The organism is Sphaerisporangium rufum (genome assembly GCF_016863395.1).
In the GTDB taxonomy this organism is placed as follows: Bacteria; Actinomycetota; Actinomycetes; order Streptosporangiales; family Streptosporangiaceae; genus Sphaerisporangium; species Sphaerisporangium rufum.
On the sequence record NZ_BOOU01000068.1, the window covers coordinates 1 to 23,072 of the forward strand.

Here is a 23,072-nt window from a genome sequence, read left to right on the forward strand (position 1 = left end):
TGCGGGACCGAAGACGCCCGCGAGAGCGGGCCCGGCCCGGGGACGGGTCACGCCACGTAACGCGGCTCCCGCCGCGCACCACCGAATCCGGCAGGGGAGGCCGCTCGGCACTCAGTCTGGAAACGGCCCGGAAATCCTGTCAAGCCGCGCCCTGATCGTTTCGATCCGGTCGCCGGTGGCCGGCACCGGTCAACTGGACCGACGTCGGAGCCGGTGACGAAAGTTTCCGCCGGTGGGCGCCGCACTCGTTTTCGACCGGCGAACCCGGGGTGACGAGCCGGCCCTCGCGGGACTGCCTGCTGAAACTTTCAGTATCCGGCCGGTGTACGGATCGGGCGCCATCTTCGTCGAAGCTGCTGAGGGACGCACCCCGGAACGGGCGCCGGATCGGCCGGACGTCGCGGTCTTGACGGAACTTCACCCGGTCGTATTTGCTCCGCCGCACCACCACCTTCATGTCGTCCGGCGGAGAGGGGCACGCGCCAGGGTTGCTTGTTAACGCTCACAGCAGACCGGGCGGCGCCCCCTCCGGCCGTAAGGGCGGTCCGGAAATTCGCGATGACGAGAGGAACTCGGCGTGAGACGAGGGCTCCGAGCCGGCTCGGCGGCCATCGCCCCCGCGGCGGTGGCGGCGAGCCCGCTGATGGCGGCCCGGACGGCCACCGCCGCTTCGCCGACCCCGGCGACCGGCTCCGGCGACGCCCCTCCCCGGAGGCGCCATCGTCGTCGCACCACCCGGCCCGTGACCACCGGGGCCGGGTGGCACTGACCGTCATCGGCTCTGGTGACCGAGAGCAGCGAGGCCGCGCCGCCTGTGTCGCGGCGCCGGCCATTACCTTCTGGAGGATTTCGTGCGTTTTACCCGACATCGGCGCTGGCTCGCGGTCACCACGGCCGCCGCGCTCAGCGCGCTGGGAGTGCTGAGCGGCGGCTCGGCCCAGGCGGCCGCCGGATGCCGTGTGGACTACACGGTGTCCAGCCAGTGGGGCGGCGGCTTCGGCGCCAGCGTCAAGATCACAAATCTGGGTGACGCGATCAACGGCTGGCGGCTCACCTGGTCCTTCGGCGCCGGACAGCAGATCAGCCAGATCTGGAACGCCACCCACACCCAGTCCGGCGCCGCGGTGACCGCCACCAACGTCTCCTACAACGGCAGCCTGGGCACCGGCGCCAGCACCGAGTTCGGCTTCAACGCCTCCTGGAACGGCAGCAACCCCGTCCCCACCTCCTTCGCGCTGAACGGCACCACCTGCACCGGCGACACCGGCCCCGGCCCCTCACCCAGCCCGAGCCCGTCGCCCAGCCCGAGCCCGTCGCCCAGCCCGTCGCCGAGCCCGTCGCCCAGCCCGAGCCCGTCGCCCAGCCCGTCGCCCAGCCCGAGCCCGTCGCCGGGCGGCCCGTGGCCGCCGTCGTCGCAGTACTCCAACCCGGTGCTGTGGCAGGACCTCGCCGACATCGACATCTTCCGGGTGGACGACACCTACTACTACTCGGCCTCCACGATGCACTACTCCCCCGGCGCGCCGGTCCTGCGCTCCTATGACCTGGTCAACTGGGAATACGCCGGCCACTCGGTGCCCAAGTTGGACTTCGGCAACAAGTACGACATGAACGGCGGCCGCGGTTACGTCAACGGGATTTGGGCGTCGTTCCTGAACTACCGCAAGAGCAACAAGACGTTCTACTGGGGCGGCTGCATCGACTTCAGCAAGACCTACATCTACGCCGCCACCGCCGTCGAAGGCCCGTGGAACCGGCACACCACGATCAACAAGTGCTACTACGACGCCGGACTGCTCGTGGACGACGACGACACCATGTACGTCGCCTACGGCAACACGCAGATCAGCGTGGCCCAGCTGTCGGCCGACGGCAAGTCCGAGGTGCGCAGCCAGCAGGTCTTCTCCACCCCGTCCAACATCGGCACCCTGGAAGGGTCGCGGATGTACAAGCGGAACGGGAACTACTACATCTTCCTCACCAAGCCCGCCAACGGTCAGTACGTGCTGAAGTCCACCAACGGCCCGTTCGGCCCGTACACCCTGCGGCAGGTGCTGCTGAACATGCCGACCCCGGTCTCCGGTGGCGGCATCCCGCACCAGGGCGGCCTGGTGCAGACCCAGAACGGCGCCTGGTACTACATGGCGTTCGTGGACGCCTACCCGGGCGGTCGGATCCCGGTCCTCGCCCCGATCAACTGGACCTCTGACGGCTGGCCCGAGATTCAGACGGTCAACGGCGGCTGGGGCGTGAACTACCCCTACCCGAACGTGCCGCGGCCGCCGCGCCAGGTGAAGGCCCCGATCGGGACCGACACCTTCGCCGGCACCAGCCTCGGCCACGAGTGGGAATGGAACCACAACCCCGACACCACCAAGTACACGGTCAACAACGGCCTGCGGCTGCAGACCGCGACGGTGACCAATGACCTGTACTCGGCGCGCAACACCCTGACCCGCCGTATCCAGGGGCCGACGTCCACCGCGACCATCCAGCTGGACTACTCGACGATGCGGGACGGCGACCGGGCGGGACTGGCGATGTTGCGTGACTCCTCCGCCTGGATCGGCGTCAGACGCGACAACGGGCAGAACCGGGTGGTGATGACCAACGGCCTCACCATGAACAGCAGCTGGCAGACCACCGGCACCGGTACCGAGGTGGCGAGCGCGCCGATCTCCGGCGGGCGGATCTGGCTCCGGGTCAACGCCGACATCCGTCCCGGCTCCGGCAGGCAGGCCCGCTTCTCCTACAGCACCGACGGAACCAACTTCACCTCGCTCGGTTCCGGCTTCACGCTCGGCAACGCCTGGCAGTTCTTCATGGGCTACCGATATGCCATCTTCAACTACGCGACGCAGTCACTGGGCGGCTCGGTCGGCGTCAGCCGGTTCGACATGACGACGCCCTGACCTGGATCGCCGGCGACCTCGGGGAAGGCCGGCCCGCCATTCCCCGGGGCCGTCGGCCCGGATCCGCCGGGTGGACCCTCGCGGTGCCCGGCGCCCGTCCCCGGCGGTGCGACGGGCCGGACGGACGTCCCGGGCCGCCGGCCAAGGCGCCGGCGGCCCGGGATCCGACCGGCGTGCCGCGCTCGCCGGATGCCACGCCGGCCGGGTGGAACCGGGTCCGCCACCCGGCCGGCGCTCGCACCCGGCCGGCGCTCGCACCCGGCCGGCACCGCACCGGCATCGCATCGCACCGCACCGCACCGGCATCGCACATTCCGCGGATCCGGACGGGCGACCCGGCCTGGCCGGCGCTTCACGCCGCTGACCTGGCGCTTTATCAATCGAAGTAGCGCTAAATCGGCCTTTATCCATAAAACAGGGGGCAGGCAGCCTCTTCCCACCGCCGGCCGCTCTATAAAGTGAGAGCGGTAACAACGCGGGAATGGCGAGGGAGCGACGATGTCAGACATGGCGGAGCCGGATATCGATGACGCATCGGCCCGGCGCCTCAATCCCCATATCCCGCACCCGGCCCGGATCTACGACTATCTGCTGGGCGGCAAGGACAACTTCGCCGCCGACCGGGCGGCGGCCGATGAACTCGCCAAATACTCCCCAGGTATCCGGGCCGGCGTCCGCGCGCACCGGGCCTTCCTGCGCCGGGCGGTGCGCCACCTCGCCGCCGAGGCCGGCATCGACCAGTTCCTCGACATCGGCACCGGCATCCCCACCCAGGGCAACACGCACGAGATCGCGCAGGAGATCGACCCGCGGGCCCGGGTCGCCTACGTGGACAACGACCCGATCGTGCTGGTGCACGGGCGGGCCCTGCTGACCGGGACCCCCACCGGGATGACCACGGTCATCGAGGCCGACCTGCGGCGCCCGGCGGAGATCCTCACCCACCCCGACGTCCGGGCCGTCATCGACTTCGACCGTCCGGTGGGCGTCATCCTGGCCGGCATGCTGCACTTCCTCACCGACGAGGAGGATCCACACGGGCTGGTGGAACAGGTCAAGGCGGCCGTGCCCTCGGGTAGTCACCTGCTGCTGTCGCACATCACGTTCGACTTCGCGCCGGATGTCGACAAGGACGGGTTCAAGAAGCCGTACGAGAAGGGCGCGGCCCCCATGGTCCCCCGCACGCACGACGAGGTGATCCGGTTCTTCGACGGCTGGCGGCTGATCGACCCCGGCATGGTCGAGGTGGTCACCTGGCGTCCGGCCCCCGACGAGTACCAGGAGCCCATCGAAGGCGGTCACGCCTGGGCCTACGGCGGTATCGCGGTCAAGCCCTGACCCGCGCCGGGCAGGGGCCGCGGATACCCGGATCCGGACCGTCGGTGCCACCGGCTACGTTGGCCCGATGACCGATCTGGAGACTCCGTGGGAGCCGCCGCTCGCCGGCGACGAGACCGAACACCTGGTCGGCGCGCTGGAACGGCTGCGCGCCACCTTCCGCTGGAAGGCCGACGGCCTGGACGCCGCGGGGCTGGACACCCGGGTCGGCGCCTCCGCGCTGACCCTCGGTGCCCTGCTCAAGCACCTGGCCGTGGTGGAGGATCACACGTTCACCGTGAGGCTGCACGGTGAACCGCTCGGCGCGCCGTGGCACACCGGTGACGACGAAGGCGACCACGAGTGGCCGTTCACCTCCGCCGCCGGAGACACTCCCGAGCGGCTGTACGCGTTCTGGGACGAGGCCGTCGAGCGCTCCCGCGCCACGCTCGGTGCGGCGCTGGACGCCGGCGGTCTCGACCAGCTCACGGCCGTCGCCATGCCCGACGGCCGGCACGTGAGTCTGCGCCGGCTCGTCTGCGACCTGATCGAGGAGTACGGCCGGCACACCGGGCACGCCGACCTGCTGCGCGAGGCGGTGGACGGCCGCACCGGCGAGGATCCGCCGCCCGGCTGGCGCCCGAAGTCCGGCCACTGGCGGCCCGGAAGGTGAAGGCCGGCGCCGCCCGGCGCCTCACCCAGGCGAGGCCGCCCCTCCCTTGCAAGGTCCAGCCCGGCCCGGCGACGCCCGCCCCGCCCTGGCACGGCTCGCCTGGTACGGCTCGGCTCGGCATGACCGGGCCGGCCTGGTAAGGCCCGCGCGGCCTGGCAAGGCCGAACGGGTGGCCGATCGCGTGCCGGCCGGCCCCGAAGTCGCCGGCCGGCACGTCGGTGTGCTCGCCGCGCGCGCCAGGCAGGGCGCGGAACCGGCGGAAAGTACGGCGGGCGACGCGGTCCGTCATACCTTCGGCCGATGTCCGGGCCTGCGTGCCGGCCGCAAGATCGACTGCATGTCCGACAAGAACGATCATCCCCCCGCCGTCCCGCTCCGCCGGACCAGGCGGGCACCGCTCGGCGCGGGCCTGGCGGCCGTCGCCGGGCTGGCCGCGCTGCTCGCCGCCACCGTCCCGGCTCCGGCAGCCGCCGCCGGGTCCGGCACGCCTTCCCCGGCCGCGCCTTCCCCGGCCGCCTCTACGCCGGCCGCGTCTTCGCCGGCCGCGCCCGCACCCGCCGGGGCGCCGTCCCGGACGCCGGTGCCCGCTCCGGTGCCCGGCGAAGACCCGCGGATCCGCCCCTACCTTCCCGCGCCCACCGGTCCCCGGCCGGTCGGGACCACCTCCCTGCACCTGACCGACACCTCGCGCCCCGACCCGTGGGTGCCCGCGGCCGGCAATCGGGAGCTGATGGTCTCCCTGTGGTATCCAGCCGCCTCGCGGACCGGGCACCCGGCCCCGTACATGACCGCCAAGGAGTCGGAACTCGTCCTGGCCGGCACCGGGGTCACCGGCGTGCCGCCGGACGCGCTGAGCCGGACTCGGACACACGCCGTCGCCGACGCGCGGCCGGCCGGACGCCGGCACGGCCTGCCGCTGGTGGTGCTGTCCCCCGGGTTCACCTGGCCGCGCAGCTCGCTCACCGCGCTGGCCGAGGACCTGGCGAGCCACGGATACGTGGTGGCGGGCATCGACCACACCTACGAGTCCTTCACCACCACGTTCCCCGGCGGCCGGGTCGCCACCTGCGCCGCCTGCTCCATCGAGTCCGAGGAGGACTTCGGCGCGAAGGTGGTCCGGGGCCGGGCGGCCGACGTCTCCTTCGTCCTCGACGAGCTGACCGGCCCGCACTCGCGGTGGCCGGGCGGCACGCTGATCGACCGGTCCCGGATCGCGATGGCGGGCAGTTCCATCGGCGGCGCGAGCGCGCCGGCGACCATGCTGGCCGACCCGCGGGTGCGCGCCGGGATCAACCTGGACGGCACCATGTTCGCGCCCATCCCGGCATCCGGGCTCGACCGGCCGTTCATGTTCATGGGACAGCCGGCGCACGCGCCCGGCGGCGAGGACCCGAGTTGGGACCGCGACTGGCGGCGGCTGACCGGCTGGAAGCGCTGGCTGGTGGTGGCCGGGTCGGTGCACGCGTCGTTCACCGACTACGACATGCTGGCCCGGCAGATCGGCGTCGACCTCGGCGGCGAGCTCACCGGGACCCGCTCGGTCGAGATCACCCGAAGGTATGTCCGGGCGTTCACCGACCTGCACCTGCGCGGCCGTGCGCAGCCCCTGCTCGACGGCCCCGCACGACGCCATCCCGAGGTCCGGTTCTGCGCCCCCGGCGCCGGGACCTGCGGGTGACCCCGAGCTAACCCCGGCCCGTGCCGCGCCGGCGCGGGCCGGCCAGGCGCGGGTCGGCTAGGCGTCCAGGACCAGCAGCAGGTGTTCGTCCGTGCCGTGCCGGAGGGTGCCGGCGTGCCGGAAACCGAGCCGCTCCAGCAGCCGGACCGACGCGGTGTTGCCCACGTACGGATCGGCGTACAGCGGGCGGGTCTTCTCCTCGGCCAGGAAGAGCCGCAGCGCGCGGGTGCCGACGCCGCGGCCCCGGTATTCGCGCCCGAGCCAGTAGCCGACGGACCGCCGCTCCCCTTCCCACCAGGCGACGATGTGGCCGACCGGCTCGCCGCCGACGGTGACCGCCCGCGCCCGGCCGTCGGGATTGCCGGCCAGAATGCGGGTGGTCCAGTGCGTCATGAACGCCTCGCGCTCCCGGGCCGGGAACCTCGACCGCCGCACCGCCTCGGGATCCTGCTCCTGCTGGAAGAACACCTCGAGGTCCGACTCCAGCACGTCGCGCAACCGCACATCCTCGTCGCTCATACCGGCCGATCCTGGCATCCGCCACCGACGTTTCCGCCGTCACTAGACCGCCGGATGCTCGTCGTCTCTGAAATGCTGGTTTCCTATGACTCAGGGAGATACGCCGGTCTCGGCCCGGTCGCCGGCGGCACCTCCGGCCGGCCGGCGGGCGCGGATCATCGACGTGCTGCTCGCGCTCGGCACCTGGGCCCTCTATCTGGCCGCCGCGTTCGCCCAGGACCGGATGTCGGCGGGCTCACGGTCGGCCGTGCTCGTGCTGTGCTTCACCGTGTCCTCCACGGCCCTGCTGTGGCGGCGCGGCCGGCCGCTGGCCGTCGTGGCCGTCACCGTGGCATGCGACTGCCTGGTCGTCGCGCTGACCGGCTGGAAGGGCTACGCGTTCCAGGCGATGATCGCCTTCTACTCCGCCGGCCGGTACGGCCGTCCCCGGGCGGCCTGGGCGGCGGCGTGGGCGGCGGCGGTGTTCTACACCGCGGTGGCGGCCGTCATCGCGCTGTTCACCGGGCCGCCGATGCGCGACACCGGTTCGCTCGGCTGGTTCGTACCGCTGCTGCTGGTCGGCGGCGGTCGCCTGCTGCTGCTGCGCGAGGAGAACGCCAGGCGCAAGCAGACGGCGCTGGCCGAGGAGATCGTCCGGACCGAGCGGCGCCGCATCGCCCGCGAGCTGCACGATGTGGTGGCGCACAACATCAGCACGATGCAGGTGCTCATCGGCGCGGCGCGTACCACCATGACCCGCGACACCGGGACCGCCGAGGCCGCGCTGCGGGACGCGGAGAACGCCGGCCGGGCCGCGCTGGCGGAGATGCGGCAACTGCTGCACGTGCTGCGCGCGGACGAGAGCACCGGTCCGGGCGGCACGGCCGGGGACGGCGGTGGCGTCCCGGCCCACCGGACCGCGGACCTGCCGGAGCTGGCCGGGCGGGCCCGGGCGGCGGGCCAGCGGGTCACCCTGGAGGTGACCGGCGAGAACCGGCCGCTGCCCACCGCGGTGGACCACGCCGTCTACCGGGTCGTCCAGGAGTCGCTGACCAACGCCCGCAAGCACGCGCCGGGCGCCGCGGTACGGGTGCGGATCGACCACCGGCCGGCCGAGATCGAGGTGGAGGTCGTCGACGGCGGTAGCGCGCGGCGTGACGGCGTACCGGCACCCGGCGGATCCACCCGGGGCCACCCGGCCGGCGGAGCCATGCCGGACGCGACGGCCGATAGGGCCACGCCGGGTGGCGCGGCGGCGGACGGGATCGCGGCGCGCGGGAACGTACGACCGGCACCTGACGTCACGGCGCGCGGGAACGTACCCGCCGGACCGGCACCTGACGTCACGGCGCCCAGGAACATACCCACCGGACCCGGACCCGGACCCGGACCCGGCCTCGCGGCGCGCGGGAACGGGTCCGCACCGGGCGACGCGAGACCGGGCGACCTCACACCGGGTGCATTCGGACCCGGCCACATCGAACCCGGCGGTTCAGGACCGGGCGGTTTCGGGCTGGGCGGTTTCGGGCTGGGCGGCATGCGGGAACGGGTGACACTCTGCGGCGGCCGGCTGGCGGCCGGACCGGTACCCGGCGGGGGCTTCCGGGTGCACGCGCGCATCCCGCTGCCCGGCGACCCCCCGCCCGGTGCCGTCGCCACCTCACCCGCCGGACCGGAGCCGGGGACGGCCGAACCGGTCACCATCGAACCGGTCGCGGCGGAACAGGTCATGAGCGAACCGGCCGCCGGCGAACCGGCCGCGAGTGAACCGGTCCGGCGGCAGGACGAGCGGTGACCGCGGTGCCGCCCGGACGATCCGCGCCGGCTCGGTTCCGCTGCCGGCCCTGCCGCCGGCGGGTGCCGGCGGGTACGACCGGCCGCCGGCCGCCCGGCGGGCCGGGCCGCCCTGGGACCGTGCTCCCACCCGGCGGGTGCGGTGGTGCCGCGGTCCCGGTCGGAAACCGTCCGCCAGGCCGAGGACCGGGCCGGGCGGGCGGCGGAACCTGGATGCATGGACACGAGACGAACATCAGCGATCCGGCAGGCGGGTGCGGCGCTCGCCGCCATGATGGCCTGCGGGACGCTCCCCACGTGGACCACGGCCACCGGCCCGGCCGGCGGCTCCGTTCCGGCAGGGAACGCCCCGGTGTCGCCGCCCGGCGAAGCCCACCCCTGCGCGGCGGCGACGACGAGGTGTGACGGGCGGATCGAGGTGCCGCTGGACCGGACGGATCCGCGGTCGGAGCGGATCACCGTGGCGTTCACCTGGCTGCCCAGGAAGGACCTCTCCCGGCCCGCCGCCGGGACCGTGCTCGCCGACCCCGGCGGGCCGGGCCCCGCACTGCCCGCGGTGCCCGCGCTGGCCGAGGCGCTCGGGCCGGTGCTCGACCGGCAGAACCTCCTGGTCGTCGAGCCACGCGGCCTCGGCCTGTCCAGCCCGCTCACCTGCCCCGACCTCGACCTGGAGCGCCCGGAGAGCGTCCGGGCGTGCGCCGGGCACCTGGGCCCGCGGGCCGCGTTCCACACCGCCGGCCAGACCGTGGCCGATCAGGACGCGGTGCGTGCCGCGCTCGGCGTGCCGAAGGTGACGTACTACGGCATCTCCTACGGCACGCTGTCGGCCCAGGCCTACGCGGCCCGTCACCCCGAGGCGCTGGCCGGGGTGCTGCTGGACAGCGTGGTGCTCACCGGCGCGGACGGCCGGGTCGCCGATCCCGACCCGGTACGGACCGAGCACCTGGCGGTCGCCTGCGCGAGCTCGGCCGCCTGCCGGCGGCTGCCCGGAGACCCGGCCGGGACCTTCGCCCACCTGGTCGGCCGGCTGCGCGGGCAGCCGGATCCGGCGGTGCGTCCGCTGTCACTCCTGGCGCTGCTGCACAGTGTGTCGGTGCCAGTGGTCGGCCGGGAGATCAACGCGGCGGTCGCCGCGTACCTGGCCGGCGACCCGGCCCCGTTGCGCCGGCTGGCGGCGATGATCGACGGGATCCCGAGCGGGCCGGCGCGTGGCGCGGAACTGGCCGGCGTCGTCGCCCACCGGTGCGCCGACTCGTCCTTCCCGTTCGACTGGACGGCCTCGCCGGACGAGCGGCGGGCCCAGCTGGACCGCTACTACGCGACCGAACGGCCCTACCGGCCGTTCACGCTCGGCGACCTCGGCGGTAAGGCGTCCGGGTGGCAGGAGATCTGCGCCGGCTGGCCGGCGCCGCCGGCGGACCCGCCGGTGCCGCCGGACGCCCGGCTGCGGTACGTGCCGGCGCTGGTGCTCGCCGGGGACTTCGACTCGACCACACCGGCCGAAGCCGGCCGGGTGGCGGAGCGCTTCGGAGCCACCGTTTCCCGGGTCCGTTTCGGGGGCCACAACCTGACCACCGGTCCCGCGGTGGACGGGTGCGTCCGTGCGGCGACGCGCGAGTTCCTCGCCGATCCGGCCGCCTTCCAGGGCACGCCGCGCTGCGACCGGGCGAGCTACGCCGCCATCGGCACCTACCCGCGCGGCGCGGCGGGGCTGCGGCCGGCCCGCGTCCCCGGCCTCGACCGGCGGCAGCGGGTGACCGTCGCCGCCGCCATCGCCACCGTGCTGGACGCGGCGGCACGGCGCGACCCGCATGGTCCGATCCCGTCGTGGCTGGTGGACGAGCCAGGGCTGCGCGGCGGCCGGGTGGCGTTCGACGACCGGGCGGGCATCGTCCGGCCGGCGGACGTCGAGTACGTGACCGGTTTCGCGGTGACCGGCGAGATCGAGCTGCCGCCGCGGCCGGCCCAGGCAGGTCCGGCCACCGCCCGGCTGCAGGTGCGGGACGGCACCGGGACGCACCGGCTGGTTCTCACCTTCCCCGCCTTCCGCGCCACGCCGGACACCGCCGTCTCCGGCACCTTCGACGGCCGGGCCTTCACCGGCACGGTCGCCGGGCGGTGACCATCGCCGCACCGCGGTGGCGCACCGAGGTGCGCGAACGGGGCGGGGGGCGTACCGTCGGCGACCGGCCCCACCCCTGGCGGGTGCTGCGAGCCGCGGAGGATGAAAGGACCCTGATGACCACCGAGCGTGAGGCGCCGCCGATGACGGCCGGTGAGCGGGAGACGCTGCGCGCGTTCCTCGATTTCCACCGGTCGACGCTGGCCATGAAATGCGAGGGCCTGTCCGACGAGGAGTTGCGCCGCCGGTCCATGCCGCCGTCGGCGCTCTCGTTGCTGGGCCTGGTGCGGCACATGGCCGAGGTGGAACGAACCTGGTTCCGCCGGGTGATCGGCGGGGAGGACGTTCCGCTGGTCTGGTCCGCCGATGGCGACTACCAGGCAGCCTACGACGCGACCGGCGCCGGCTCGGCCGAGGCGTTCGCGGCTTGGCGGGCCGAGGTCGAGCGGGCGCGCGCGATCGAACGGGCGGCGGAGTCGCTGGACGTGACCGCCTACCAACCGCGCTGGCAGGAGCACGTGTCGCTGCGCCTGGTCATGCTGCACATGATCCACGAGTACGCCCGGCACAACGGCCACGCCGATCTCCTGCGGGAAGGCATCGACGGCACCGTCGGTGTCTGAACGGCGGCCTGGTGTTCAGCCGAAAAGCATGCCGATGTGGAGGGGCACACCGTGAGCCGGGTTCCCGCCGGATTCCAGGCGTTTTCCGCCATGGGCCGCGGATCGGCGGCGTGCCAAGGGTCGGCGGTCCGTCAGCGCGTGGTGATGCCGAGGTCGGGGTCGGGGAGCCAGCGGGCCGGGTCGCCCGGCGCGGGGAACGCGGGCGGGCGCAGCGGGCCCAGCAGCCGGGGCAGCAGCGGGCTCGGGTTACGCCGGTGCCAGACGACCGACCACGGCATCAGCGGGGTGGGCTCGACGATCGGGACGCGCCGCAGGCCGCTTCCGGCGATGTCGATGCTCATCTCGCCGAGCCCGACGGCGGTCCGTTCGGCGAGGAACTGCTCGGCGGTGTGCCGGAGGCCGATCGCGGGGGCGTTGAAGCGCAACGGGATGCCGAACCGTTCGGTGAACCGTCTCAGGTAGCCGCGCCATTCGGTGGCGCCCGCCGGGTCGGGCATGGCGATGCCGGCCGCGCGCAGGTCGGCGGGCGTCAGCGCGCTCCGGCCGGCCAGCGGGTGGTCTTCGGCGACGAAGGCGTGGATGGGTTCCAGGTGCGCCGGCCGGTGGGCGAGCTCGGCGGGCCACGGGCCGGGCAGGTCGTGCACCCGGCCGAACGCCGCGTCGATCTCCTGCCGGCGCAGCGCGGGCAGCGCCACGGCCAGGCCCTGCCGCATGCTGGACTCGACCCGCAGCGCGGGGTCGCGCTCGCTCAGCGCGCGGACGATGCGCAGCGGGGTGAACCGCTCGTCGTACACGTCGACGCGCAGCGGGTCGGCGGTGACGCGGACCGCCTGGACGGCCGCGTCGAAGGCGGCCACCGCCTCCTCGGCCCGGGGCAGCAGCCGTCGCCCGGCCGGGGTCAGCTCGACGGCGCGGGTGGTGCGGGTGAACAGCGGCGCGCCGAGCGCGTCCTCCAGGCGGCGGACCCGCTTGGACAGCGCCTGCTGGGTGAGGTAGAGGCGGGCGCTCGCCCGGCCGAAGTGCAGTTCCTCGGCGGTGACGAGGAAGGCCCGCAGCCCGGCGATGTCGGCGTCCATCCGTCCAGCCTGCGAAGACAACCAGCGGTTGTCAAACGGGTCCGGCCGGTCGTTGGACGGGGCCCCGCCGCGGCGGGTTGGCTGGTGCGACCGTCGAAGGGAGCGTTCGTGGACGTCGTCGAGGTCACCCCCGGCCTGCACATGATCTTGTTGGAGTTCGGCCAGGCCTACCTGTGGGACGACGGCGGACCGCTCACCCTGGTGGACGCCGGGATCGCCGGTTCGGGCCCGGACTTCGCCGCGGCGTTCGACCGGCTCGGCCTGCGCCGCGAGGACCTGCGGCGCGTCGTGCTCACGCACTACCACGAGGACCACGCGGGCGGGGCGGCCGAACTCGCCGCGTGGGGCGGGGTCGAGGTGCTGGCCCACCGGCTGGAGGCACCGGTGATCCGTGGCGAGGTTCCGGCCCCGCCGCCGGACTTCACCCCCGAGGAGCGTGAGTTGCACCGCAGCCTCGGCGCCCACCTGCTGCCGCCCGCGCCGCCGGTCCGGGTGGACCGCGAGCTGGACGACGGGGACGTCATCGACTTCGGCGGCGGAGCGCGGGTCGTCGCCACGCCGGGTCACACCGACGGCTCCATCGCCGTCCACCTGCCCGCGCCGGGCGTGCTGTTCACCGGGGACACGGTGGCGCATGTCAACGATGAGGCGCTGCCGGGGGTGTTCAACCGCGACCGGGAGGCGCTGCTCGGTTCGTTCCGGCGGCTCGCCGCGCTGGACGCGCGGGTCGCCTGCGTCGGTCACGGCCCGCCGGTGTTCGACGCCGGCGCGCGGCTGAGCGCGGTCGCGGCGGCGCTCCCCGGCTGAGCCGGGCCGCGATCGGGGCGGCCGGTTGCACATATACCCCCTAGGGGTAATATGGCGGTCAGCCGACCCCGAGGAGCGGACATGGACCACGGCGGACACCACGCACCGGCCGGGCACGCCGGACAAGCCCACCAGCCGACGTCCTGGCGGATGGCGGCCCAGGCCACCCTGCACTGCCTCACCGGCTGCGCCATCGGCGAGGTGCTCGGCATGGTGATCGGCACCACCGCGGGCCTGCACAACGCGGCCACCGTCGTGCTGTCGATCGCGCTGGCCTTCGTCTTCGGCTACGCCCTGACGATGCGCGGCGTGCTGCGCGCCGGGGTGGGGATGCGGGCCGCGCTGAAGGTCGCGCTCGCCGCCGACACGGTGTCCATCGCGATCATGGAGATCCTGGACAACACGGTGATGGTGGCGGTGCCGGGCGCCATGGACGCCGGGCTGGGCGACGTACTGTTCTGGGGGGCGCTGGCCGGCTCGCTGCTGGTGGCCTTCCTGCTCACCACCCCGGTCAACCGATGGATGATCTCCCGCGGCCGGGGCCACGCGGTCGTGCACCAATACCACCACGGATGACCCGGCGCGGGGGTCAGGGCCCGCACACGCCCCGGTAGGGCATGGGGGCGCCGTACACGACGCTGGTCGTGGTGCTGCCGAGCGCGGCGAGCTCGTCCACCACCCGTTCCAGGTGCGCCATCGAGGAGGCGGCGGCCCGGATGACGTAGCAGTCGTCGCCGGTGACCCGCAGGCATTCGATGATCTCGCGCCGCTGGGCGAGCAGGTCGTGCAGCCGCTCGTGGCGGCTGCCGGGGAACTTGAGCCGGATGACGGCGAGCACCGGCAGGCCGACCTTCGCCGGGTCGATGAACGCGTGGTACCCGGTCACCACCCCGGCGGCCTCCAGGCGGCGGAGCCGTTCGGTGGTGGCCGACGCGCTGAGGTTGATCCGGCGGCCGAGTTCGGTGAGCGGCAGCCGCGCGTCGCGCTGCAGCTCCTCGATGATCGCCCAGTCGGTGGCGTCCAGGGTCACCTGGTCGGTCGGCATGCCCCGAAAGATACCGGTAAATGGTCCGAAGTGCAGTTTTGCGGGTGGCAGGGAGCCCCACCCGCCCGCCGCGGGGGCCTGGCGGGGGACCTTGGCTGCGCGGCGGGCGGGATCGAGCGCGTGCGGACGGGGGCAGTACCGCACGCACTCCGGACGGGCGGACCCGAGCTGGGGGTTCAGCGTCGTGGGCCCACCGCATGGCGCGCGCGCTTGACCGCCTCGGCGATGTACCCGGCGACCACGGCCGGCGGGTACACGATGACGGCGCGACCGAGGCCGTCCTGCAGCAGTGATTCGAAGAACGGCTCGTCGGACAGGAAGATCTGCCGCAGCACCACCACCAGCACCAGGCAGCCGGCGAACGGCACCAGCCCGGCGACCAGCGGCCGGACCAGCGCCGAGCCGCCCTGGCCGGTCGCCTCCCTGATGGCGAAGAAGATGCCGCCGATCAGGAAGAACGCGACCAGCGCCATGTTGGTGGCGCTCGCCGCGACGATGCCACGGAACGGCTGCCCCGCGTAGAGGAGCAGCATGAGGGCAAGGATCACTCCGCCCGCTATCAGCGAGGGGAGCCACGGCCATCGCCGGATCAAGTCCATGGTCATAGCGTAGCCGTCTATCTGTAGATTGTCTACTTATCTCTGTCTACAGGTATCGCACTCCCCGGATAGTCGACTATTCCGATCCATTAGCTAGGTTGGCAGGGTGGACTTCGACTACACCATGGCGCTCGGCTCGTTCCTGGTCGCCGTCGTCGTCGGGCTGACCGGCATGGGCGGCGGCGCCCTGATGACGCCGATGCTGGTGGCGTTCTTCGGCGTGCCGCCGCTCACCGCGGTCTCCAGCGACCTGGTCGCGGCGGCCGTGATGAAACCGGTCGGCGGCGCGGTCCACCTGCGCCGCGGCACCGTCGACCTGCGACTGGTCGCCTGGCTGTGCGCCGGGTCGATCCCGGCCGCCTTCTGCGGCGTGCTCGCCGCCCGCGCCCTCGGCGACGGGGCGGAGGTGCAGGCGGTCATCCAGAAGGCGCTCGGCGTCGCCCTGCTGATCGCCGCCGGCGGCCTGGCGGTCCGCGGCTACCTGGCCATGCGCGACCGCGCGGAGGGGCGCACCGCGGAGACCGGACGCCGCACCGCCGAACCCGGGGAGCCGGCCGCGACCCACCTGCCGGGCATTTCCGTACGCCCGATTCCTACTATTCTGATCGGCATCGTCGGCGGGCTGGTGGTCGGCATGACCTCGGTGGGCTCCGGCTCGCTGATCATCGTCGCGCTGCTGGCGGTGTACCCCGCGCTGAAGGCGAACCAGCTCGTCGGCACCGATCTGGTGCAGGCCGTACCGCTGGTGGCCGCGGCGGCCCTCGGACACATCCTGTTCGGCGATTTCCAGCTCTCGGTGACCGCGGCGCTGCTGGCCGGGTCGATCCCGGGCGTCTACCTCGGCTCGCGCATCTCCTCGCGGGCCCCCGGCGGCCTGATCCGCCGGGTGCTGGCCTTCGTGCTGCTCGCCTCGGCGCTGAAGATGTTCGGCCTCGGCAACGTGGCCACCGCGTGGATTCTGGTGGTGGTGCTGGCGGCGGCACCGGTGGTCTGGATGTTCCTGCGCGCCCGCAACGGCCTGCCCGCCTCGCCCTGGTCGCGGCCGGGGGCGGTCCCGGCGCCGCACGGCCCGGCCCGGGAGCGGTAGACGCCGGTCCCCGGCACCCGCCCTCGGCCGCCGGCGGGTCCCGGCGCCGGACCGTGGCCGTCCGCCGGCGTGGTTCAGTACGTCCGGCCGGCGATGTAGCCGGCCAGCACGCGGGCGGCGCCGGCCGGGTCGGCGACCGGATGCCGCTTCTCGGCCGACTGCCAGGAGTAGTACGCGCCGCCATAGCCGACGAACACCCATAGCGGCAGGCCGACGTCCGGCCGGGGCACCAGCAGGGCCGGCATCGCCTCGCGGAACTCGGCCGTCACGCCCAGAGCGGCCAGCGACTCCCGCAACCGCGCCAGCTTGGCCCGCTCGGCGGCGAGCCCGGCCCCCGCCGGGGCCTCCCTTACCGTGGTGGACTCCATGCGCGTACCTTCCGCCACCCGACGCCACGGCTTGCCGGTCAGACCCCGCATCAGGCGTGATGTCGGTCTTTGTCTACCTGTTTCCAGACAAACACCGCATCCATGGTTAGGTGACCCCTCCGCCGCCCCAGAGCGCCCCGCACCGCGCCCCTAGCGCGCGGGCACCGGCCGCTAGGTCGCGGTACGGACCTCGACGCCGTGCTGGCGGCTGCCCCAGCCGGTGCGGAACAGGGTGGCCAGCGCGTAGAACCGCACCGGAATGAGCACGACCAGGTGGAGCACCCCGTACAGCGGTGCCAGCAGGAACAGCCCGAGGCGGCGCAGCGGGCCGGTCCCGCGGTGTCGCAGGTCGAGATAGCGCACGGTGCGCAGGTATCCCATGATCGTCACCAGGCCGAGGTAGCCGGTGACCGACGTGCCCCAGGTCTCGGGGGTGGTCAGCGGATGCAGCACGAGCAGGTAGGCGAGCGCGGCGCTGAACCCGGCCCAGGCGCCGAGCTCCACCACGGTGAGCCAGAACGCCGGCCGCGTCTTCGGCTGGTGGACCAGCGCCCACAGCGACTCCCGGAAGAAGGACTTGTTCCAGCGGACCTGCTGGCGCACGAAGTGCGACAGTCGCTCGGGCACCGCGGTGTGCGCGAGTGCCCGTTCCTGGAACACCGCCCGGCCGTCGAGCAGCGCGTAGTTGGTGAGCCGGCGGTCGTCGCCGAAGGTCGCGCAGCGGCCGAGGAAGCGCTGGCCGAGGAAGTCGGCACCGTGCTCGCGGATCACGCTCGCCCGGTACATCGACAGCGCGCCGCTGCAGCACAGCACCGCGCCGGCCCGCGTGTAGGCGGCCCGCTCCACCAGGAAGGACGCGGCGTAGCGCAGCTCCTGCAGGCAGGTCAGCAGGTTGCGGCCGCGGTTGGACGGCAGCACCAGGCCGGTGGACGCGGTGACCCGCGGATCGGCGAACGGGACGAGCAGCTCGCCGACCGCGTCCGGTTCCAGCACGGTGTCGGAGTCCACGCACAGGTACACGTCGGTGTCGGGGGTGCCGGCGAACGCGCGGCCCATCGCCGCCCGCTTGCCCGCGTTGCGCGGCTGGACCAGCACCCGGTAGTCGATGCCGCGCGCGGCGAACTCGGCGGCCAGCGCGCGGGCGGTCGCCGCCCCGGCCGGGTCGGCGCTCGCGTCGTCGACCACCCGTACCGCCTGAGGGGGCCGGGTCTGGCCGGCCAGCGCGCGCAGCGCCAGCTCCAGGGTGCCCGGGTCCTCGTTGTAGATCGGCACCACCGCGGTGACCCGCAGGCCGGCGGTGTCCCCGGGCAGGTCGGCCGCCCGGTACGGCCGGTAGGTGAGGGCGACCAGCAGCTTCGCCGCCAGGATCGTCCCGACGACCAGCCCGTAGACGCCGGGCGGCCCTTGTACCAGCACCGCGAGCAGGACGGCCAGGACCAGGAAGGCCGGCAGCGACGGCCGCAGCAGTGCCTTCACTGGTATCTCCCATTTACTCCGGGTTGACCTTTTTGTCAGGAAATACCACCATATGGTGAGAAAATGGGATTCCAAGCGAGCGGTAGGTAAAATTTCCGCAGGTCAGGGCGCTGGGACGGTGTCCTGGAACGCCGTACCGGCCTGGCGCCGCTCGGCCACCCGGGCCGAAACGGCGTCCGGGTCGATGAGTTCCGGGGTGAAGTAGAACCAGTCGACCTTGCTGGTGTAGGCGCGCGGCGCGGACTCGCCGGTGTCGAGCCCTTCCTTGATCAGCCGCTGCGCGAAGTTCACGCCCATCGGCGACTCGGGGTAGTAGCGCCCGCCGTGGTCGCCGAACGGCTCGCCGTCCACGTAGTAGCGCACCCGGCCGTCGCCCACCTGGATCACCAGGGTCCGCCAGCCCGACACGTCGCCGGGGCGCTTGGCGGTGCGCCGGACCGGATTGCCGGGCTGGAAGCTCTCCCAGGTCACCGCGTACATCGCCGGGCCTTCGTACCCGCTCCAGCCGCCGTTGGCCGTGTACTCGAAGTCCAGCTCCGAGTAGCTCGGTTCCGCGCTGCCGGCGAAGGCGGACACCGTGTAGAAGGCGGTGAGCGGCCGGTCCGGCGGGTCGGTGTCCGGTTCCAGCCACACCCGGGCCCCGTAGGTGCCCGCGAGGAAGCGCGGCCCGCGCTGCCCGAGCTGGGCCTGCCGGGTGCCCGCCGGGGTGCCGTCGGTCTCGGCGGTCAGCCGCACCACGGTGCCGCCGGCGGCGTCGGGCTCGAAGGCCACGTTGCCCGGCGCCCAGGTCGCGCCGGCCACCCCGGGCCCGCCGGGCGCCGACCGGACGGCCCAGCCCCGCTCGCCCAGCCGCGGGTCGGCCGGGCCCTGGTAGCTGAAGTCGTCGAAGAAGGCGGGCGGCCCCGGGACGGCGGTGGCGGCGGGCGAACCGGAAGCGGTGCCCGGCGGGGAGGCGGGCGGCGGGGAACCGGCCGCGGTCCCGCCGGGCGGTGTAGCTGGAAACGCCGGCGTGCTCCGGGCCGGCGGCGAATCCGGGCCGGCGCCGCAGCCGGCCGCCGGGCCGGCGAGCAGCGCCACGGCCAGCACCACGGCCAGGGCCGCGGCCGCCCGGTGGCTGCCGGTCACCCGCACCCCCTCCGTCGCCTGGAACCCGGAAACGTATGTTAACCAGCGCGAACGCGTGCGCTGACCGCCGGCGGACGGCCGGACCGGTACCGCGGTGACGCATGGTGTTGGATGGGAAGATGATCCCCGCAGCGCCTACCGGCGAGCAGCACACCATCCAGGCCGCCGGGTTCACCGCGGTGGTGACCGAGGTCGGCGCCGGGCTGCGCGCCCTCGCCCACCAGGGCCGGCCGCTCGTCCTGGACTACCCCGCCGACCGGGCGCCGGTGGGGTCGGCCGGCCTGCCGCTGCTGCCCTGGCCCAACCGGATCGACGGCGGGCGGTACGCCTTCGACGGCGAGGAGCGGCAGCTCGCGCTGACCGAGCCCAAATACGGCAACGCCGCGCACGGCTTCACCCGGACCCTCCCCTGGCGGCTGGAGTCGCGGGACGGCGGGTCGGTGCGGCTGGCGCTGCGGCTGTTCCCGCAGCCCGGCTACCCGCACGTGCTGGACCTGTCGGCCGGCTACCGGCTGGCCGAGGACGGCCTGACCGTCGAGATCTCGGCGGTCAACGCCGGTGCCACCGCCGCGCCGTACGGTTTCGGCGCGCATCCCTATCTGACCCTCGGCGAGCCGGTGGACGGCGCGGTGCTGGAGCTGCCGGCGGCCGAGCGCCTGGACGTGGACGACCGCAAGATCCCGGTCGGCCGCCGGGACGTGACCGGCACGCCGTACGACTTCCGGACCGCCCGGCCGATCGGCGACCTGGCACTGGACACCGCCTTCACCGGCCTGGCCCGCGACGCGGACGGCCGGGTGCGGGTCCGGCTGACCGGCGCCGGCGGCGCCCCCGGGGTCGAGTTGTGGGCGGGCGAGGGCGTGGAGTGGCTCCAGCTGTTCACCGGCGACACCCTCGCCGAGCCCTACCGCCGCGCCGGGCTGGCCGTCGAGCCGATGAGCTGCCCGCCCGACGCGTTCCGCAGCGGCGAGGGCGTCATCCGGCTGGAGCCCGGCGCGCGCGCCGTGCACCGGTTCGGCATCCGCCCCTGCTGACCGGTACCGCCGGACGGGCCGGCCCTGTCCGCACCACTCCGGCGGCCTGGCGGCGCCAGGCTCCGTTGAGCAGCGCGGTCATCAGAACGTCCGGGACGGCGCACCCATGCCGAGGTGGCACTCGTCGAACATGGTGAGCCGGACCCTGGCGGCCGGCCTGGTCCCCGCCCATCGCCGACGTCAGCCGGGCGGGTGCCGGCGAGTGGGGCCGGCGGGCAGGGCGACCAGCGCGAAGGTGACCGACGCGACCAGCGCCCCGGCCGCCAGCCCGAGGTATCCCGACCAGAACGAGCCCAGGCCCGCCGCCGCCATCGCGCCGGCCAGGCCGGCGACGGCCCCGGCGGGCAGTGCCACCGCCAGCCCTCGCCACCGGCGGGGTGGGCGGTGCGCCAACGCGTTGACCAGCGGCAGCAGCAGGGGCAGCGTGGCGAACCACCAGCCACCGCCCGACCTCGCCCGGCCGAGCGCCGCCCACCCGGCGGCCGCCGCCGCGGTCAGCGCCACGGCGAGCAGCGCCCAGGTCACCAGGGCGCCGCGGCCGGGTGGCGGGTCGTCCGGATCACCGCCCGACATCGGGTCGGCCCAGAAGAGCATCAGTTCGCCCACCATGCCGGTCGGCCCGCGGCGCGTCGTGGCATCGGTCATCGGGTCTTCTCCTTCTTCGGTCGGCGGGTCAGGCCCGCGTGGTGCGCAACGGCACATCCCGGATGATCGGCCAGGTCAGCGCCAGCCCGGCCAGCACGGTGGCCACCCCCGTGCCGGCCAGCACGGCGGCCGGCCAGGCCAGGTCGAGCCCCAGGCCGAACCGGTTGGCGAACGGCAGCCGCAGGTCGCCGCCGACCGTGCTCTCGGCCAGCAGCACCAGGCCGGCGGCGACCGGCAGGCAGGCCAGCACGCCGCCGCCCGCCCAGCGGTAGTAGGCGGCGCCGAGGAAGGTGCCGGCCGCCAGCCAGACCGCGAACTGCAGGGTGTGCTCGGCGACCACCACCGGGAACTGCAGGGTGTCGGCGTAGAGATGGCCGCGGCCGAGCACCGGCGGCAGGCCGGCCAGCGCGTAGACCCCGCGCTCGATCAGGTAGCCCAGCGCGAACAGCACCCCGAGGAACGGCGCGAAGAGCAGCGCGGTGACCAGGGCGTGGCCGCCGAACTCGCGGCGGGTCTGGCCGTGCGCGATGTACATCGGCAGGAACTCCCGGATCAGCGCCACCCCGGTGAACAGAGCGTACCAGCGGGCGATCTGCGGGACCTTCTCCCAGGCGCTCTGGTCCAGGTCGCCGAAGACGGCGACGGCGGCGGCGATGGCCGCGGTCACCGCCAGCGCGGCGAGCCAGAGCAGCACGGCGAAGAACATGTTGGCGACCAGCAGGCGGCTGGGGAATCTCATCGCGGCTCTCCGCTCGGCTCGGCCGCCGGCGCGCCGGCGGGCGCCGCGGCCGGCGCGCCGGCCGGGTCCGCGGTCAGGTGGACGAACAGGTCCTGCAGCGGGACCGGGGCCAGCTCCAGCCCCGCCCCGGCGGCCTCCCGGCGCCGGGCGTCGTCCAGCGGTCCGTAGACGACCGCGGCGACCGTCGGGCCGAGCCGCCGCTCGTCGAGCACGGTGAGCCCGGCGGTGAACGCCGCGACCCGGTCGGCCGGCCCGGTGACCGTGGTGCCGCGGCCGAGCAGCGCCGGCGTCTCCTCCTGCAGCAGCAGCCGCCCCCGGTCCAGGATCAGCACCTCTTCGAACAGCGGGGCCACCTCGTCGATCAGGTGCGAGGAGAGAACGATGGTGCGGGGATGGTCCATGTAGTCGGCGAGCAGCGCGTCGTAGAAGATCTTCCGGGACGGCACGTCCATGCCGAGGTGGCATTCGTCGAACATCGTGAGCGGTGCGCGGCCGGCCAGGCCGATCACCGCGCCCATCGCCGAGCGCTGCCCGGTGGACATCTCCTTCACCTTGGCCTTCGGCGCCAGCCCGAAGGCGTCCATCAGCGAGCGGGCCAGCTCGCCGTCCCAGTCCGGCCGCAGCCACTCGGCGAAGTACAGCGCGTCCTCGGCGGTGCCGATGTCGGTCGTCTCGCCGGTGTGGGTGATCAGGCTGATCCGGCGGGTCACCCGGCGGTTCTCGAAGACCGGCTCGCCGGCCACCCGCACCTGGCCGAACGTCTGCCGCCGGAAGGCGGCCAGCACCGACATCAGGCTGGTCTTGCCCGAACCGTTGCGGCCGAGCAGCCCGTAGATCTTGCCGCCGTCGAGCGTGCACGTCAGCCCGTCCAGCGCGGCGGTCTCGCCGTAGCGCAGCCCGAGCCCGTCGATCTCCACCTTCACCGCGCGTCCCGCCCTTCGATGCGCCGGACCACGTCGGCGAGCGGGACGCCGATGGCCAGCGCCTCGTCGATCATCGGGTCGACCACGTCGGTGAAGAACCGTTCGCGGTGCCGGTCCCGGAGCACCTCCCGCGCCTGCGGGCTGACGAACATCCCGATACCTCGCTTCTTGTACAGGACTCCCTCGTCCACCAGCTGCTGGAACGCCTTGGCGACGGTCGCCGGATTGATCCGGTAGTAGGCCGCGTATTCGTTGGTGGACATGACCCGCTCGTCCTCCTTGAGCGCTTCGGTCAGCACCTCGGTCTTGATGCGGTCCGCGATCTGCCGGTAGATCGGGCTCCGGTCGTCGAACATGACTCCTGCTTCAGTGGTTCATTACTTAGGTAATGAACCATAGAACGTGACACCGGGTCTGTAAAGCGAGCGGTACCGATCAGGGCATGAGAAAACCCGGGCCGCGCGCGGCACCGGGCAGACGGTGTACAGACGGGTGGAGACGGCGGAGGTGGGCCGGCGGGGTCACGGCCGG

General features: G+C 73.7%; 22 protein-coding genes. 11 read left to right on the top strand and 11 right to left on the bottom strand.

Annotated elements, in window-relative coordinates:
• The first annotated feature begins 851 nt into the window (after positions 1-851).
• From Sru01_RS24925 to Sru01_RS24940, 4 genes are all read left to right on the top strand, one after another.
• Positions 852-2,912, top strand: a complete 2,061-nt coding sequence (locus tag Sru01_RS24925) for a family 43 glycosylhydrolase (RefSeq protein WP_203990304.1) — start codon at positions 852-854, stop codon at positions 2,910-2,912.
• Between the two features lie 507 nt (positions 2,913-3,419).
• A complete protein-coding gene (locus Sru01_RS24930) occupies positions 3,420-4,250 on the top strand; it encodes an SAM-dependent methyltransferase (protein WP_203990305.1) in 831 nt (276 codons plus the stop codon).
• A gap of 67 nt (positions 4,251-4,317) precedes the next feature.
• Positions 4,318-4,902 (top strand): mycothiol transferase, encoded by a 585-nt coding sequence (locus Sru01_RS24935; RefSeq protein WP_203990306.1) that lies wholly within the window; start codon positions 4,318-4,320, stop codon positions 4,900-4,902.
• 337 nt (positions 4,903-5,239) lie between these two features.
• Entirely contained in the window at positions 5,240-6,580 is a 1,341-nt protein-coding gene (locus Sru01_RS24940; RefSeq protein ID WP_203990307.1) for an alpha/beta hydrolase family protein, read from the top strand.
• A gap of 57 nt (positions 6,581-6,637) precedes the next feature.
• Here Sru01_RS24940 and Sru01_RS24945 read toward each other — a convergent pair whose 3' ends face one another.
• Complete coding sequence (locus tag Sru01_RS24945; RefSeq protein ID WP_239137717.1) at positions 6,638-7,099, bottom strand: GNAT family N-acetyltransferase; 462 nt, start codon at positions 7,097-7,099, stop codon at positions 6,638-6,640.
• Between the two features lie 85 nt (positions 7,100-7,184).
• Between Sru01_RS24945 and Sru01_RS24950 the strand changes: the two genes are divergently transcribed.
• From Sru01_RS24950 to Sru01_RS24960, 3 genes are all read left to right on the top strand, one after another.
• Positions 7,185-8,873 carry a sensor histidine kinase gene (locus tag Sru01_RS24950; RefSeq protein WP_203990311.1) on the top strand — a complete coding sequence of 563 codons (1,689 nt, stop codon included), beginning with the start codon at positions 7,185-7,187 and terminating at the stop codon, positions 8,871-8,873.
• Between the two features lie 216 nt (positions 8,874-9,089).
• Positions 9,090-10,994, top strand: a complete 1,905-nt coding sequence (locus Sru01_RS24955; RefSeq protein ID WP_203990313.1) for an alpha/beta hydrolase — start codon at positions 9,090-9,092, stop codon at positions 10,992-10,994.
• Between the two features lie 116 nt (positions 10,995-11,110).
• Positions 11,111-11,617: a DinB family protein gene (locus Sru01_RS24960; protein ID WP_203990314.1), complete on the top strand. Its 507-nt coding sequence runs from the start codon at positions 11,111-11,113 to the stop codon at positions 11,615-11,617.
• Between the two features lie 131 nt (positions 11,618-11,748).
• Here Sru01_RS24960 and Sru01_RS24965 read toward each other — a convergent pair whose 3' ends face one another.
• On the bottom strand, positions 11,749-12,693 hold the full coding sequence (locus tag Sru01_RS24965; protein WP_203990315.1) for a LysR family transcriptional regulator: 945 nt from the start codon (positions 12,691-12,693) through the stop codon (positions 11,749-11,751).
• A 108-nt stretch (positions 12,694-12,801) separates the two neighbouring features.
• On the opposite strand from Sru01_RS24965, the gene Sru01_RS24970 reads away from it, so the two are divergent.
• Both Sru01_RS24970 and Sru01_RS24975 read left to right on the top strand, forming a co-directional pair.
• A complete protein-coding gene (locus Sru01_RS24970; protein ID WP_203990316.1) occupies positions 12,802-13,500 on the top strand; it encodes an MBL fold metallo-hydrolase in 699 nt (232 codons plus the stop codon).
• An 81-nt stretch (positions 13,501-13,581) separates the two neighbouring features.
• Positions 13,582-14,076: a DUF4396 domain-containing protein gene (locus Sru01_RS24975; RefSeq protein WP_203990317.1), complete on the top strand. Its 495-nt coding sequence runs from the start codon at positions 13,582-13,584 to the stop codon at positions 14,074-14,076.
• A 13-nt stretch (positions 14,077-14,089) separates the two neighbouring features.
• On the opposite strand, the gene Sru01_RS24980 is transcribed toward Sru01_RS24975, so the two are convergent.
• Both Sru01_RS24980 and Sru01_RS24985 read right to left on the bottom strand, forming a co-directional pair.
• Positions 14,090-14,545, bottom strand: coding sequence for an Lrp/AsnC family transcriptional regulator (locus Sru01_RS24980; RefSeq protein ID WP_203990318.1), 456 nt, complete (start codon positions 14,543-14,545; stop codon positions 14,090-14,092).
• A gap of 176 nt (positions 14,546-14,721) precedes the next feature.
• Positions 14,722-15,144: a hypothetical protein gene (locus Sru01_RS24985; protein WP_203990320.1), complete on the bottom strand. Its 423-nt coding sequence runs from the start codon at positions 15,142-15,144 to the stop codon at positions 14,722-14,724.
• Positions 15,145-15,250: 106 nt separating this feature from the next.
• Here Sru01_RS24985 and Sru01_RS24990 point away from each other — a divergent pair, with 106 nt between their 5' ends.
• Positions 15,251-16,231 carry a sulfite exporter TauE/SafE family protein gene (locus Sru01_RS24990; protein ID WP_239137718.1) on the top strand — a complete coding sequence of 327 codons (981 nt, stop codon included), beginning with the start codon at positions 15,251-15,253 and terminating at the stop codon, positions 16,229-16,231.
• 74 nt (positions 16,232-16,305) lie between these two features.
• Here Sru01_RS24990 and Sru01_RS24995 read toward each other — a convergent pair whose 3' ends face one another.
• The 3 genes from Sru01_RS24995 to Sru01_RS25005 all read right to left on the bottom strand — a co-directional run bounded on the left by Sru01_RS24995 (position 16,306) and on the right by Sru01_RS25005 (position 19,200).
• Entirely contained in the window at positions 16,306-16,599 is a 294-nt protein-coding gene (locus Sru01_RS24995) for a hypothetical protein (RefSeq protein WP_203990323.1), read from the bottom strand.
• 171 nt (positions 16,600-16,770) lie between these two features.
• The gene (locus tag Sru01_RS25000; RefSeq protein WP_203990325.1) at positions 16,771-18,075 is read right to left on the bottom strand and encodes a glycosyltransferase; all 1,305 of its coding nucleotides are present in this window, start codon (positions 18,073-18,075) and stop codon (positions 16,771-16,773) included.
• Between the two features lie 102 nt (positions 18,076-18,177).
• Positions 18,178-19,200: a glycoside hydrolase family 16 protein gene (locus tag Sru01_RS25005; protein WP_203990327.1), complete on the bottom strand. Its 1,023-nt coding sequence runs from the start codon at positions 19,198-19,200 to the stop codon at positions 18,178-18,180.
• Positions 19,201-19,319: 119 nt separating this feature from the next.
• On the opposite strand from Sru01_RS25005, the gene Sru01_RS25010 reads away from it, so the two are divergent.
• Positions 19,320-20,234, top strand: a complete 915-nt coding sequence (locus Sru01_RS25010; RefSeq protein WP_203990329.1) for an aldose 1-epimerase family protein — start codon at positions 19,320-19,322, stop codon at positions 20,232-20,234.
• 180 nt (positions 20,235-20,414) lie between these two features.
• Here the strand turns inward: Sru01_RS25010 and Sru01_RS25015 are convergent, their stop codons facing one another.
• From Sru01_RS25015 to Sru01_RS25030, 4 genes are read right to left on the bottom strand one after another with little or no spacing between them, the layout of a single operon-like run.
• A complete protein-coding gene (locus Sru01_RS25015; protein ID WP_203990334.1) occupies positions 20,415-20,879 on the bottom strand; it encodes a hypothetical protein in 465 nt (154 codons plus the stop codon).
• A 28-nt stretch (positions 20,880-20,907) separates the two neighbouring features.
• Positions 20,908-21,618, bottom strand: a complete 711-nt coding sequence (locus Sru01_RS25020; RefSeq protein ID WP_203990336.1) for a hypothetical protein — start codon at positions 21,616-21,618, stop codon at positions 20,908-20,910.
• Complete coding sequence (locus Sru01_RS25025; protein WP_203990337.1) at positions 21,615-22,541, bottom strand: ATP-binding cassette domain-containing protein; 927 nt, start codon at positions 22,539-22,541, stop codon at positions 21,615-21,617. The genes Sru01_RS25020 and Sru01_RS25025 overlap by 4 nt, the downstream gene beginning before the upstream one ends.
• Positions 22,538-22,897, bottom strand: a complete 360-nt coding sequence (locus Sru01_RS25030) for a GntR family transcriptional regulator (protein WP_203990338.1) — start codon at positions 22,895-22,897, stop codon at positions 22,538-22,540. The genes Sru01_RS25025 and Sru01_RS25030 overlap by 4 nt, the downstream gene beginning before the upstream one ends.
• Positions 22,898-23,072: the final 175 nt, after the last annotated feature.